Genomic DNA, 13,631 nt, shown 5'->3' with positions numbered 1-13,631 from the left:
CGGTGCGGGATGGAACATTAGTCCAACCACACGACGAACTACAAATCACTTGGAACGGAACGGCAATCGGCCCTAAAACAGCTGGTAAACCTGGCGTGCGAGGGAGAAGCCATGGCCGGTGCGCGCGTCGCGGCAGGAGATGCCGTTCTCGGAGCTGTCGCAACTGAGTCGCCCGCGGGTGAGTGAGTCGCCGTAGGCAAGCACGTTCTCGCCACCGAGGGTGGTGTCGCCGGCACAGGCGAACGCGGGCCGCTCACCGGGGGCGATGCCGATGCCCTGGCCGTAGTCGAGTTCGCAGTCGGCGGGCCGTGGCGGAGGATTCCAGTCCCGGTCGATGATGTCGCAGCGCGCGTAATCGGTATCCAGGATGCAACCGACGTTGCCGCTCGGTGAGATGAAGGTCACCAGGTCGCCTGGTTCGGCGGCCGCTGTGGGCGCCGTCAGGGTCAGTAGCGACCACGATGCGATGAGGGCGACGGTCCGGCGCTTCATCGGCCAGACGCTACCGGCGGGGCGCCGTCCGGGCTGGGTAACGGCTGTGAAGGTGGGTCGGCCGGTGCGATTCGGTCGCGGCGGGGACCCGTGCTAATGTTCGACGTCGTTCCCCGGTCTCGTAGCTCAGGGGGAGAGCGTCCGCCTCACACGCGGAAGGTCACTGGTTCGATCCCAGTCGGGACCACCACAGAAACCCCAGACTAGCTGGGGTTTTTTTGGTTTCTGGCCGAAGTGTTCGGCACGTCTATCCGGCTTCTGGCGTCCCCGTGGGCCGCCGCCTAATTTCCGCGCTGACCTCGTGAGCGCTCGTAGGCTCGGGACCAGGGTCCAGACCAGCCCCTGGCGACGCATATTCCGAAAAGTGTCGCCATCGTCAGAGCGCGGCGACATTTCCCGGTCAATGTCGGGCGGCTCAAGTGTCGTCGTCCGTGCAAGATAGCGACACTTACTGTATAAAGTGTCGCTATAGTGGGTGCATGGCGACGTTTCCTCCACTCAGCTACGAGACGCTGCAATGGACTCCGATCCTTGACGGCAGCTACTCCAGGTCGTCTCGCCGGAGTGGGCCATACCGGGCGGCGATTCCGCCGACGATCGCCGACCTGCATCTGTCGCTGCCGTCGGATGTGTACGCCGCAGCCGAGGACGCCAGCCTCGCCATCACCCGATTCGATGCTGAACTCGGAGGCGAGATCGCCCCGTTCTCGGCCGTGCTCCTGCGCAGCGAGTCCGCGGCCAGTTCCCGCATCGAGAACCTGACTGCGTCCGCGCGCTCCATCGCCGAGGCCGAACTGCCCGGCGGCAGAGGAAAGGCCAACGCCGAGCAGATAGTCGCCAACACCGCAGCGATGACCGCCGCCGTCGAACTGTCAGATCGCGTCGACGCCGATGCAGTCTTGGCCATGCACGCCGCGCTGATGGCCGGCCAGTCGCGTCACACGCCGGGGCGGTGGCGTACCGAACAGGTGTGGATCGGCGGTGGGAACAGCCCGCACACCGCGATGTTCGTTCCGCCCCGTCACGAGCGCGTCCCCGCTGCGGTCGACGACTTGATCGCCTTCGCCGCCCGCGACGACGTCGCGCTGCTCGCCCAGATCGCCGTGGCCCACGCCCAATTCGAGACCATTCACCCGTTCACCGACGGCAACGGTCGCACGGGGCGGGCTCTGGTGCAGTCGATGTTGCGCAACAAAGGCTTGACCCGGCAGGTGACGGTCCCCGTGTCCGCCGGGTTGCTCTCAGATACCGACGGCTACTTCGCCGCACTCACCGCCTACCGTGCTGGAGATCTCGCGCAGATCGTCGAGCGGTTCGCCGACGCCAGCGAGCGCGCGGTTGTCAACGGACGCCAGCTGGTCGGCCAGTTGCGTGAGATCCGGGCGAGCTGGAATGACCGGATCTCCGCGCGGTCGGATTCGGCTGTATGGCGAGTCGCCGACCTGTTGACCCGCCGGCCCGTCATCAACGGCGTGCTCCTGCGCGAGGAACTAGGCATCTCCACCGACCACCCCCGCCGCTCCATCGGTCCTCTCGTCGAGGCGGGCATCGTCGTCGAGTTCACCGATCGAGCGCGCAACCGTGCGTGGCGCGCACCTGAAATCCTCGATGCACTGGACGATTTCGCCGAGCGGGCCGGACGACGCGGGTGATCGCGCGCGGCTCGATACACCCGCACCCGCCGGCAGTGACCGCAAGCGCGACAACGTCATCGGCGAGAACGACGTGGGCTGTCAGCTGGGCCGACGGCTGCACGATCGCCAGGGCAAGGACGACGCATCGCCGCGGCGCTGACTTGTCGGTGCAAAGTGGCAGATTCGCCACCGGTGTGGTGTGGGCGTGGGGTCTGCTGCACAAATAGGTGACATCTGTGAGTTGCCCTGGGCGGGTGAGCTGGAAGGATGCCCTTGTGCCCAGGCCTCACCCTTGTGAGGTCCGTGACGATGTCGTGCGGGTCGCCCGCAACCGCGACGATGGTGTGACGATCGAGCAGAAGATCGCCACGGATTTCGGTGTGCGCCCGACGGCGTCATCGAAACCCAGGTTGATGCGCGCGTGCGTCGTTTCCTTGGCGGACCGCGGCCGGAACATGATGGTGCTTAACCGGCGTGAACCGGAGATGCCAGGTCATCTTGACGATGGTGGAAACGAGTTGCTCGTAGTTTCTCAAAGCCCGGCCCCGGAAGAGCGCATCGGAACAACCGCCCCAATCACTTTGTCCTTCGCCAATCCTGGCTAAGGTGATGGCCTTTCGACATCTGCGTCATCGAGGACTGGCCGCTTCCCGATCCGGATGAGGACGAGGTGCTGAGCATGTTGTCGCCGCCAGGTGAGATACTGACCCTCTTACCTGAGCAGCCGGGCGAACAGGTCGACGGTGCTGCGGGGTGCGTCAGGACCGAAGAACCGCTGCAGGTTCTCTGCACTGCGCCGGGCGACCTCGGCGCTACGCGGGAAGAGCGCCTTCTCGTAAGCGGTCAATGCCCCCTCGATATCGGCGGGGTGCGTGGCGATCTGAAGGGCCAGCGCAGCCGCGTCGCACATCGCGAGATTGGCGCCCTCGCCTGCGAACGGCGACATGAGGTGGGCAGCATCGCCGATCAGCGTCACACCGGGCACCCGTTTCCAGCGATGTGTCGTGGGTAGGGCGTAGATCGGGCGCAGTAGGGGATCGCTCATATTGTCCAAGACCAGCGTGGTCAGCGCAGGGGCCCAGTGCTCGAAGCGCCGGGCCACCAGTGCCCGCATCGCGGCCGGGCCGGCGGTGTCGACGGAGGCGACCAGTTCGAGTGGGGCGTTGATGGCGACGTACCCGCTGAGTGTGTCGTCGGCGTTGTGGTGGGCCAAGATACCCTGCCCGGGGGCCACCGCCATAAGCGTGCCACGGCCGATGACCTCAGCGCTCTCGAGGGAGAGCAGTTGTCCACCGGCAGAGCCGATCTCGATAAAGCAGGTGCCCGTATAGGCAGGCTCAGCGGTGGAGATGCTGCGGCGCACTCTCGACCAGGCGCCATCAGCGCCTACGACGATCTCCGCCGTGATTGATGAGCCGTCGGCGAAGTGCACCGCAGGGCGGCAGCCGGGGGCGGTGAGTACGCCGACCGCCTTGCGTCCCCAGTGGATGGTGCCTTCAGGAAGCGACGCGATCAGCATGGTGCGCAGCTCGCCGCGGTCCACCTCGGGCCTGGTGCCGAGGTTGCTGCCGGCCCAGTCGAACAGGACGGTGCCGCTGCGGTCGGTGATGCGTTTGGCGTCGTGGCCTGGGCGGATGAGGCTGTGAAACGGCTCGAAAAGACCGGCCTCGCGTAGGGCCGCCTGCCCGGTGGGTGAGTGAATGTCCAGCAGGCCGCCCTGGGCGCGCACCTCGGCCGAGGCTTCGGCATCGTAAATTGCGGCGGGTATGCCATGGCGATGCAGTGTGCGGGCCAGTAATAGGCCTCCCAGTCCGGCCCCAATGATGGCTATCGATAACGACATTCAGCGCTCCTCGGTGACGGCGCGACGGGTGTCGGGCTGTTCGGTCAAAGGGCGCTGGGTTGTCGAGACTGTGGGACTCGGCGACCGTGTCGACGACCGGATGAGCGGTCGCTTTTCGCGTTGACCGCCAAGCTACACGCAGCCGATCGACCCGACAACTCGCGAATGCCTCGTGATGGCGATCCTGCTGTGCGTCGGCACATGCCGTGGCGCACCTATCCGCTGATCGGCCCGGCCAGCGCGGCGATCCTCCAGGCAGCCCACAGTGTGGTTCCCTGTGCGAGGACGCCGATCAGTGGTAGCCAGAACGCGATTCTGTTGCGCCCCAACTGAATGAGGCCAATACCGGAGAACAGACCGGCCGGTGCCATCGATGCGAGCGCGATCCACATGGCGTAGTTGATCCACTTCTCGTCGCCGCACTCTTGGTACGCGCAGTTGTCGATGCTCATCGGTATGGCCATGAAGCTCATGAACGCAAGCAGGGCCCCGCCAATCTGGACCGCGATCAACAGCAGACAGGCGGTGACATCAGCGATCCGGACGCCACGGGAGGGTGCGCGAGCGCGCTCCCTGGCAGCGATCGCGGCGGCGATCTCATCCCACACTTTCCTTGGTTGCTCGCCGTCGGCGCTCATCGCGTCTCATAATATTCGGAGTAGGCGACTGATCGGGCGGCAATCTCGGCGAGGTTCACTCTGTAGATGCGACAAGCAACGGCAACAGTCGGTAGTGCCCTGTTCTTCGTCGGGGTACCGGGCAGTGTTGCGGTCTTGGTGTCATGGTTGATCACCGGCTGGCGCATCGGCGATTCGTCGACAGTGCTCCGCATGGTCGCGGCAGCGATGATCTTCGTCGGTCTCGTGCCTCTGGTCTCGGCGTTCGTTGAATTCGTGAAAGCCGGTGGCACCCCATCGCCTAGCGCTGCGCCGGATCAGTTGGTGGTCAGCGGCTTCAATCGATACGTGCGAAACCCTATGTATGTAGGGGTCCTGCTGATCATCCTCGGTCAGTCTGTGCTGTTCAGCAGTTTGGGGCTGGTGGTGTATGCGGCGGTGTTCTGGGCTGCTGTTGCCGCGTTCGTCCGCTGGTATGAAGAACCCACCCTGAGCCGGCGGTTCGGCGATGCATACGACAGCTATCGGCGAGCGGTGCCGGCCTGGCGTCCCCGACTATGCCCGTGGTTCCCGGCGGCGTAGCCGTCATCAGGGTAGTGCCGCTGCCACTGGTGGCCGGCGTCAGCGGGCAGCCGCCAACGCCGGAACGGGAGCCGTCAGCATCGCGGCGAGCATTTCGATGACCTCGTCCAGACTTCCGGCGCAGGTCGACGGACTGCCTGCCGTTCGTTCGAGTTCCGCGAGCAGCGCGAACATCGCGGTTCCCAGTGCTGCGACCCGACGCCGGCGCGCCGAAGAGTCGGTCGTCGGGATCATGCGGGCCAGGCGGTCGAGAACCTCACTCCACGCCGAATCCTCGGCGCTGTCGGTATCGGTCGGCAAGTAGACCGCAGCCGCCCTGAGAAACTGTGCATAGCAGTCACTTTCGACCGTCGTCAGCGGCAGGACCAGCACTCTCAACAGGGCGTGCACGTCATGGCCGACGGCGGGCCCCAGCGCGTCGAGCATGAGCCGTCGTTCGCGTTCCATCGGCTGGAGTCGACGTTGCACCACGGCATCGATCAGCTCCTGGCGATTGCGGAAGTAGTAGTTGACCGCGGAGTTGTTGCGCTGGCCGGCGGCCTGTGCGATATCGCGCAACGGCACCTGGGCGCCGCGCTCTGCGATCAGCCGTTCGGCTGCGTCCAAGATTGCCGTTCGGGCCTGCTGACCTCGCCTCATGGGCAGAATTATAATCGCACCTGACAAAATAAGCATTTGTGCTTAAAGTGTGAGTTGCGGAAAGAGGAGGCGCCATCGTGGCTGCAGGCAACAACGACATCCGGGATGACGTCCGGGAGATCGACACGGGCGCGCCCATGGAACGCTTCGCGCGGGGCTGGCACTGCGTCGGATTGGCCGACGACTTCCGGGACGGAAACCCTCATGCCGTCAATGCATTCGGGACGCGTCTGGTGGTCTTCGCCGATTCGCGCGGCGACCTCCAGGTGCTGGATGCCTACTGCCGGCACATGGGTGGCGATCTCTCGCGGGGTTCGGTGAAGGGCGACTCGGTGGCGTGCCCGTTCCATGATTGGCGCTGGCAAGGCTCGACCGGCAAGTGCTCCCTGGTGCCGTACGCCAAGCGCACACCGCGGCTGGCCCGCACCCGGCGATGGCCCACCGGCGAGGTCAACGGCCAGTTGTTGGTGTGGCACGATCCCGAAGGTGCCGCGCCGCCGCCCGAATTGTTCCCCCCGACCATCGAGGGATACGACGAGGGGCAGTGGTCGCCGTGGTCGTGGAACTCGATCCTGATCGAGGGCTCGCACTGCCGCGAGATCGTCGACAACAACGTCGACATGGCGCACTTCTTCTACATTCACCACGCGTACCCGACGTACTTCAAGAACGTTATCGAGGGGCACACCGCCTCGCAGTTCATGGAGTCCAAGGCCCGTCCGGACACCACCAAGAATTACGAGAAGCTCTGGGAGGGAACGAAGCTGCGCTCGGAGGCCACCTACTTCGGCCCCGCCTACATGATCAACTGGCTGCACAACGATGTCGCCCCCGATTTCACGATCGAGGTCGCCCTGATCAACTGCCACTACCCGGTGTCGCACGATTCATTCGTGCTGCAGTGGGGCGTCGCGGTGCAACTCATCCCGGGCATGCCCGCCGAGAACGCCGCGAAGCTCGCTACGGCGATGAACAAATCGTTCGGCGAGGGCTTCCTGGAGGATGTCGAGATCTGGAAACACAAGAGCCGCATCGAGAATCCGTTGCTCACCGAAGAGGACGGTGCGGTGTATCAGCACCGGCGCTGGTATGAGCAGTTCTACGTCGACGCCGCCGACGTCACCAGCGATATGACCGACCGCTTCGAGTTGGAAGTGGACACCCAGCACGCCAACGAATTCTGGCACCAGGAGGTCGCGGAGAACCTGCAACAGGCAGAGGGCGTGAAGGCGGATGCCCACTGATGCCGGCGCTGAAAGACAAGGTCGCCTTCGTGACGGGCGCCTCGTCAGGTCTTGGGGCCGAGACCGCCCGCCTGTTGTCACGCCAGGGGGCAACGGTTTTCGGGATCGCGCGCGATGCCGCGCGGCTGGTGGAGGTCTTCGCGGACGTGGAGCGCGGCTCGCACGCGGTGGTCGACGTGACATCCGCTCAGGCCTGTCGCGACGCCATCGAGCAGTGCGTCACGCAATGGGGCGGTCTGGACATCTTGGTCAACGTCGCGGGGCGTCACCAGATGCGCCGAACGGAAACGCTCACCGACGAGGACTGGGCCGACGACCTCGCCGTCAATCTCAGTGGACCGTCCTATCTGTGTCGGGCGGCGTTGCCGCACCTGCTCGCTCGCGGCGGCAACATCGTCAACGTCGCCTCCATCGCCGGTGTCGAAGGCCAGGCGTACTCGGCCGGCTACTGTGCGGCCAAGCACGGACTGATCGGGCTCACCCGTGCGCTGGCAGTGGAGTACACCGCGGAACGCCTGCGGGTCAATGCCGTATGCCCAGGTGGCATGCTGACCCCGCAGATCGAGCAGTTCAGTCCGCCCGAGGATCCCAACTACGACCTGATCATGCGTACGGCGGCCCCGCGCGGCATGATGGCACCACTCGACGTGGCCAACGTGATCGCCTTCCTCGCCAGCGACGCCGCCGCTGCCGTCCATGGCGCGGTCTACCGCGTCGACAACGGCAAGGGCGCCGGATAGTCGGCACCGGCTGATGCGCTACTGAGGGTGCGCCGTGAGGTATTCGCCCACCGGGATCGGCGCGTCGGCGGCGTAGCCGATCGGTAGCAGTACGTCACCGGCGGTCGTCACGTAGTAGACGTCCCAACGGTAGAAGGTGGGGAACGCCGCCGGGTCGGCCGCCATGGCCGTGGCGTAGTCGTCGACCGCGCGGACGTACTCGTCGGCGTGGTTGTAGCGGAACAGCGCGCGAGCACGGTCGTCGGCAAAACCATTGGCGGCCAGGTATCGACCTGCCGCCATGATGCTGTCGCGCGGGGACCGGATATCACCGTCGCCGTAGGAGGCGAAGGTGGACGGCATGAACTGCATCGGTCCCTGCGCGCCCGCCACACTGTCCCCGGCGATGCTGCCGAACCGGGTCTCCACTAGGTTGATCGCGGCCAGGTAGTTCCACCCGACGCCGGAGGCGGCCTCGGATTCGCGGTAGTAATTCATCAGCTCGTCGGCCGGGGCGGGCGGGACGATGCGCCACGCGGGCACGGTGTCCTTGGGATGCGCCATCGCGGCGAGTTGCCGGCGGGCATCGATATTGCGGTCGTAGTCCTCCAGAAGGTCGGCCGGGATCCGCGGCCGGATGATCCCGTCCCATTCGGGGTGGCGGCCGATGGCCCGGTAGGCCACCTGCTGGCGCCGGGCGGCTTGCCTTAGCGCCGGTTCGGCCGTGGCCGGGTTGCGCAGCGCCCGTTCATCGGTGACCAGGTCGTCGGCCAGCTGCGCGGGATCGGCAGCCAACGGTGGTTGGGCCCCGGGTGCCGTCGTCGTCTCGTCCAGCATGGCGGCGCGTGGTGGGGAAGCCGCCGGCGTGGCCGGCGTCGGGACGGATTGCTGTGCGGGAGAAGCGCATCCGACGAAAGTGAAGGTGGCGAGCAGCAGCGGCGCAATGACTACCTGGCAGCGGCGCACAGCAGCAGTCTAGGTGCCGCCGAGAGACTTGAGCGCCGATTCCAGCAGCGCCACGGTCTGCGGTGGTGTCGAGGCGTGTGGCGAAAGCCTGACGTGTTCGCGCCGGATGGTCGCCGCGATGCCCGCCGCCGAGAGCGCGGCACCGACGTCGGGCGCCGAATGGCCGGGCATCGTGAACGCGAGGATTCCGGCGCGCCGCTGCGTCTCGGAGACGATCTGTGCGCCCAGGGACCGCAGCATCTGCTCCAATGCGGTCACTCGTTCGGCGATGCGCGCGGCGATCGCGGACACGCCGGTCCGCTCGACGAGTTCGAGGGCGGCCGCGAACGCACCGGAGGTCACCGGGCTGAGGTGGGTGATCGCCCACCCGGCTGCGGTGGGTTCCGGTGGGTGGACCGTGTCGTCGAAGACATCGGCGTCACGGGCACCCGTCCATCCCGACAGGATGGGTTCCATGATGTCGAGGGCACGATCGGAGAGCACCGCGAACCCGGTGCCCCATCCGGCGCGCAGCCACTTCTGGCCGCCGACGACGAGCACATCGGCCACTTCCCACGGCTCGTCGGTGATGCCGAAGCCCTGAATCCCGTCGATGACGAGCAGGCGGTCGCCGACGACATCGCGCAGCGCGGCGAGATCTGCCCGATAGCCGGTCCGGAAGTCCACGGCGCTCAGCGCGACGAGCGAGGTGCTCGGTGTCAGTGACCCGGCCACCAGCTCGGGGGTCGCAGGCCCGGAGTCCATCTGCCGTATCGCGAGTCGGCCTGCCTGTTCGGCTCGGCGCCACGGGTAGGTGTTGGCGGGGAACTCGCTCGGCGAGATGAGCACCTCGCTGCCCGCCGGTGCGTGAAACGCGGTCTGGAACAAGCCGAGGCTGGTGTTCGGCACCAGCACGACGTGGCCGACGTCGGTCCCGGTCAGCCGGGCGACGGCTGCTTTGGCCCGATTCTCCTGCCGCATCAGGTCATCGACGGTGTCCACGCCTGCGGTGGCCGCCCGCTGCAGCAGCTCTGTGGTGGTCTCCCTTACCGCGCGCGAGGGTGGCCCGACCCGCGCGAAGTCGAGGTAGCCGGCGGGTTCGTCGAACTGGCGCAGGTAGTCGTCGAGGATGCCGTCACTCTTCCACACGCTGGGGTGCAAGCTTCGGTAGCCGCCGTTTCAGGCCGGCGCTCTTGAGCATCCGGATGCCCAGATTGGTCGAGGTGAACATCGGGATGACGCCGAGGAACGTGCGTTCGGAAGGCCGTAGGCCGTGCAGATGTTCGAGGCTGCCGAACACGTAGAAGCAGCCGATGCTGAAGATGGTCAGGGGGATGCACAGCGCCAGGAACGACCCGCGATCGGTCACCGCCTGTCGTGCCAGCGTCACCTCCTCATCGGTCATCGGCTCACGTTTGCGCAGTTTGCGCAGCACCTCGGCGACCCCTCCGACGTCCTCGCTCAGCGGCAGGGTGGGCCGTCGCACCAGACGCGCCACGAAGATCGACGCCAGGATGGCGAAGACCATCAAGGCCCCGAAGGAGACGATCGTCAGGGTCGCCCATACGCTCATCGCCGCACCCCCGCGAAATCGGACGGGGCTCGCAGTGGCCGTGTGCGTACCAGCGTCGGCCACCAGAACCAGGGGCCCAGAATCCGGATCATGCACGGCACGATGAAGGACCGCACGATCAAGGTGTCCAGCAGCAGGCCGATGCACACCGTCGTACCGACCTGCCCGATGGTGCGCAGATCGCTGGTGAGCATCGCCAGCATGGTGAAGGCGAACACCAGCCCCGCCGAGGTCACCACGCCGCCGGTGCTGCCGAGCGCCCGGATGAGTCCGGTGTGCAACCCCGCGTGCACCTCCTCTTTGACGCGGGCGATCAGCAGCAGGTTGTAGTCGGATCCGACCGCGACCAGGATGATGAACGTGATCGGCAGCACCAGCCAGTGCAGGTGCAGCCCGATCAGGTGTTGCCACACCAGCACCGAGAGCCCGAATGCGCCGGCGAACGAGAAGGCCACCGTGCCGGGAATCACCAAGGCGGCGATCAGACTTCGCGTGATGAACAACATGATCAAGAAGATCAGGATGAATGCGGCGATCGCCACGATCAGCAGATCTGACGCGCCGTACTGCTTGATGTCCTTGTTGTTCGATCCCGCGCCACCGATATAGATGCGCGACCCGGCCAGCGACGTCTCCTTCAGCGCCGCCTTGATGGCGTCGGGGAACTGTTCGACGTGCTCGACACCCTCGGGCCCCATGGCGTTGCCCTCATGCGTGACGATGAACCGCGCGGCCTTGCCGTCGGGTGAGATCATCAGCTTCATCCCGGTCTTGACGTCTTCGTTGTCGAAGGCCTCCCTGGGCATGTAGAAGAAGTCGTCGCTGCGGGATGCGTCGAAATCGTTGCCCACGTTGATCATGTCGTCGAAGGTCTGATCGGTCTGGGTGGACTGCAGGTGTGAGGGGCCGTAGGAGTTCACGATGACGGCCTGCAGGGCCTGGGTCTGGTCTCGCTGGATTTTCAGCTGGGTGATCATCTGCGGCATCAGTGCATCGATGGCCTGGAAGTCGGCGGTCGCGTTGGCGATCTGGGCGTTGAGTGCGTCGATGCCGTCGAGCCCGTCGAACAGCGACTTGAAGGCGTAGCACACCGGAATGTCGAAACAGTGTGGCTCCCAGTAGAAGTAGTTCTTCAGCGGTCGCATGAAATCGTCGAGGTTGGCAACATCGGAGTTGACCTCGTCGGTGACCTGCTGCAGATTCTCGAAGGTGAGCACGGTGCTGTGCAGATCGTCGGCCATCTTCTGGGTGAGGTCGATCGTCTTGCCCAGCGTCGCGACGGTGTCCGCCTGGATCTGAGCCTGTTTATCGGTATCGCCGTTGGCCTGCTGGTTGAACGGCAACTGCTGGCCACTGCCGCTGCCCTGGGTGGTGAACAGGTACGGGATGCTGGCATGGTCCAGCGGCCGGCCCAGGGGCCGGGTGATGCTCTGCACCATCGCCACACCGGGCAGCCGGATCAGCGCCTTGGCCACCCGGTCCAGCGAGATGAAATCGGCGGAGTTGCGCAGGTCGTGGTCGGACTCGACCATCAGCATCTCGGTGAACAGCTTGCTCGGGGCGAAGTGCCGGTCGGAGGCGGCGAACCCCTGGTTGGCGGGTGCGTCGGCGGGTTGGTACGTGCGGTCGTCATAGCTGACCCGATAGGTCGGCACGAAGACCGCTCCCAGCATGACGACGGCGCAACTTGCGGCCAGAATCGGCACCGGCCAGCGCACGACACTGGCCGCGATCCGGCGGTAAAGATGGCCTCGGACAACCCGTTTCGGGTCGAACAAGCCGAAGAGGCTGCCGACGGTCAGGATGGCCGGGCCGAGAGTCAGCGCCGCCGAGATCGTCAGCAACATGGCGATGGCGACCGCCGGGCCCATGGTGTGGAAGTAGTCCAGTCGCGCGAAGCTCAGACAGAAGCCGGCGCCGGCGATGGTCAGGCCCGAACCGATGATGATGGGGGACACGCCCTTGTATGCGGTGTAGTACGCCTGCTCACGGGTCTCGCCGGCCTGGCGGGCCTCGTGATAGCGGCCCAACAGGAAGATGCCGTAGTCCGTTCCGGCGCCGAGCGTCAGCGATACCACCATGTTCACCGCGAAGGAGGACAACGGGATGACACCGAAGTGCCCGAGCGTGGACACCACGCCCTTGGCGATCAGCATCTCGAACAGCACGCTGGCCAGCGGCACCAACACGGTGCTCGGGGAGCGGTAGACGATCAGCAGCATCGCGATGATCAGGAAGATCGTCACGATGGTGATGTTGTTGAGGCTGGAGTTGGCGATCGACAAGGTGTCCGAGGCCAAGGGTGCCGCGCCGCTGACGTAGACCTTGAGCCCCGGCGGCGGGGTGTCCTCGGCGACGATGTGCCGCACGGCGTCCACCGATTGGTTCGCCTGGATCTGGCCGATATCGCCGGCCAGTCGCAGCAGCACATACGTCGCTTTACCGTCGACGCTCTGAGCGCCGGCCGCGGTGATCGGCTTGCCCCACAGGTCCATGACGTACTGCACGTGCCGGGTGTCGTGCTGCAGGCGCTGCACCAAGTCGTCGTAGTACCGGTGATCCTGCTCGCCCAACGGATGGTCAGCCTCCAACACCACCATGGTCAGGCTGGTGGACGTGGATTCCTGGAACTTCTCGCCGATGTGCAACATCGCCACCTGCGACGGTGCGTAGGTCGGGATCATCGGACCGGCCAGTTCGGCGGCCACATCCTCCACCTTGGGGATGAAGGTGTTGGTGGTGACCGCGACCAGTCCCCAGAAGACGATGATCGGGATGGCCAGCAGGCGGACCGTCCGCGCGAAGAACGGGCGCTTGGCCTGATGTGCACTCACGCGGACTTCACCCGGCAGGTGACATCCGCGTTCTCCCGGGTGGCCGACTGCTCATCACGGACCACACCGTTCACCAGCATGCGGCAGCCGACCTGGCCGCCCTTCACCTGAGCCGAGATGCTGCCGGACACGACGGTCAGCGTCGTGGTCTCGGTGTGTGACCATGGCAGTTCGGCGATGTCGACCCGGTGTGGGTGGGCGTCCAGGTCGACGTAGACCAGCATGCCGCCGCTGCCGAGGTCCCCGAACAACTCATAGGTGAGTTGTTTGGGGGTGAACTCCTCAGGAGCCTGCGGACCGTTGACCGCGATCACCGGTCCGGGGGCGGAGCTCTGGTGCACCTTCCACATGCAGACGGCGCCGACACTGACGGCGATGACGGCGACCAACGGTAACCAGGCCCGCTCCAAGACAACCCTGCCGACCGAACGCTGGCTCACTCGCACACCCCGATCCATGCCGCGGCCTATCCGCGCGCATCGAAATCTACATCGCATATGGGATCTAAA

At 65.7% G+C, this 13,631-nt stretch carries 14 protein-coding genes and 1 tRNA gene; 6 read left to right on the top strand and 9 right to left on the bottom strand.

Features of this window, described 5'->3' with window-relative positions; all coding sequences use genetic code 11:
- Nucleotides 1–72: 72 nt before the first annotated feature.
- Nucleotides 73–492, bottom strand: coding sequence for a DUF6636 domain-containing protein (locus QN239_RS20300; protein ID WP_499013022.1), 420 nt, complete (start codon nt 490–492; stop codon nt 73–75).
- Nucleotides 493–607: 115 nt separating this feature from the next.
- Here QN239_RS20300 and QN239_RS20295 point away from each other — a divergent pair.
- The 3 genes from QN239_RS20295 (at nt 608) to QN239_RS20285 (ending at nt 2,731) form a co-directional block, all read left to right on the top strand.
- A tRNA-Val gene (locus QN239_RS20295) sits at nt 608–682 on the top strand.
- Between the two features lie 289 nt (nt 683–971).
- A complete protein-coding gene (locus QN239_RS20290; RefSeq protein ID WP_499013020.1) occupies nt 972–2,144 on the top strand; it encodes a Fic family protein in 1,173 nt (390 codons plus the stop codon).
- A 236-nt stretch (nt 2,145–2,380) separates the two neighbouring features.
- Entirely contained in the window at nt 2,381–2,731 is a 351-nt protein-coding gene (locus QN239_RS20285; RefSeq protein WP_499013019.1) for a hypothetical protein, read from the top strand.
- Between the two features lie 107 nt (nt 2,732–2,838).
- Here the strand turns inward: QN239_RS20285 and QN239_RS20280 are convergent, their stop codons facing one another.
- A complete protein-coding gene (locus tag QN239_RS20280) occupies nt 2,839–3,969 on the bottom strand; it encodes an FAD-dependent oxidoreductase (protein ID WP_499013018.1) in 1,131 nt (376 codons plus the stop codon).
- A 215-nt stretch (nt 3,970–4,184) separates the two neighbouring features.
- Entirely contained in the window at nt 4,185–4,607 is a 423-nt protein-coding gene (locus QN239_RS20275; RefSeq protein ID WP_499013016.1) for a hypothetical protein, read from the bottom strand.
- A 138-nt stretch (nt 4,608–4,745) separates the two neighbouring features.
- Here QN239_RS20275 and QN239_RS20270 point away from each other — a divergent pair, with 138 nt between their 5' ends.
- A complete protein-coding gene (locus QN239_RS20270) occupies nt 4,746–5,168 on the top strand; it encodes a methyltransferase family protein (RefSeq protein ID WP_499016884.1) in 423 nt (140 codons plus the stop codon).
- A gap of 39 nt (nt 5,169–5,207) precedes the next feature.
- Here the strand turns inward: QN239_RS20270 and QN239_RS20265 are convergent, their stop codons facing one another.
- Nucleotides 5,208–5,807: a TetR family transcriptional regulator gene (locus QN239_RS20265; RefSeq protein WP_499013014.1), complete on the bottom strand. Its 600-nt coding sequence runs from the start codon at nt 5,805–5,807 to the stop codon at nt 5,208–5,210.
- A gap of 137 nt (nt 5,808–5,944) precedes the next feature.
- Between QN239_RS20265 and QN239_RS20260 the strand changes: the two genes are divergently transcribed.
- Both QN239_RS20260 and QN239_RS20255 read left to right on the top strand, forming a co-directional pair.
- Entirely contained in the window at nt 5,945–7,051 is a 1,107-nt protein-coding gene (locus tag QN239_RS20260) for a 3-ketosteroid-9-alpha-monooxygenase, oxygenase component (protein ID WP_499016881.1), read from the top strand.
- Complete coding sequence (locus QN239_RS20255; protein WP_499013013.1) at nt 7,051–7,791, top strand: SDR family NAD(P)-dependent oxidoreductase; 741 nt, start codon at nt 7,051–7,053, stop codon at nt 7,789–7,791. The genes QN239_RS20260 and QN239_RS20255 overlap by 1 nt, the downstream gene beginning before the upstream one ends.
- Before the next feature lie 18 nt (nt 7,792–7,809).
- On the opposite strand, the gene QN239_RS20250 is transcribed toward QN239_RS20255, so the two are convergent.
- The 5 genes from QN239_RS20250 to QN239_RS20230 all read right to left on the bottom strand — a co-directional run bounded on the left by QN239_RS20250 (nt 7,810) and on the right by QN239_RS20230 (nt 13,562).
- A complete protein-coding gene (locus QN239_RS20250; RefSeq protein WP_499016879.1) occupies nt 7,810–8,607 on the bottom strand; it encodes a lytic transglycosylase domain-containing protein in 798 nt (265 codons plus the stop codon).
- Nucleotides 8,608–8,745: 138 nt separating this feature from the next.
- Nucleotides 8,746–9,864, bottom strand: a complete 1,119-nt coding sequence (locus QN239_RS20245; protein ID WP_499013011.1) for an aminotransferase class V-fold PLP-dependent enzyme — start codon at nt 9,862–9,864, stop codon at nt 8,746–8,748.
- The gene (locus QN239_RS20240; RefSeq protein WP_499013010.1) at nt 9,851–10,288 is read right to left on the bottom strand and encodes a hypothetical protein; all 438 of its coding nucleotides are present in this window, start codon (nt 10,286–10,288) and stop codon (nt 9,851–9,853) included. The genes QN239_RS20245 and QN239_RS20240 overlap by 14 nt, the downstream gene beginning before the upstream one ends.
- Nucleotides 10,285–13,122, bottom strand: a complete 2,838-nt coding sequence (locus QN239_RS20235; protein WP_499013008.1) for an MMPL/RND family transporter — start codon at nt 13,120–13,122, stop codon at nt 10,285–10,287. The genes QN239_RS20240 and QN239_RS20235 overlap by 4 nt, the downstream gene beginning before the upstream one ends.
- On the bottom strand, nt 13,119–13,562 hold the full coding sequence (locus QN239_RS20230) for an MmpS family transport accessory protein (RefSeq protein ID WP_090357201.1): 444 nt from the start codon (nt 13,560–13,562) through the stop codon (nt 13,119–13,121). The genes QN239_RS20235 and QN239_RS20230 overlap by 4 nt, the downstream gene beginning before the upstream one ends.
- Nucleotides 13,563–13,631: the final 69 nt, after the last annotated feature.

Source organism: Mycolicibacterium sp. Y3 (genome assembly GCF_051188035.1).
Taxonomy (GTDB): domain Bacteria; phylum Actinomycetota; class Actinomycetes; order Mycobacteriales; family Mycobacteriaceae; genus Mycobacterium; species Mycobacterium fluoranthenivorans.
This window is presented reverse-complemented; position numbering and strand designations above follow the sequence as displayed.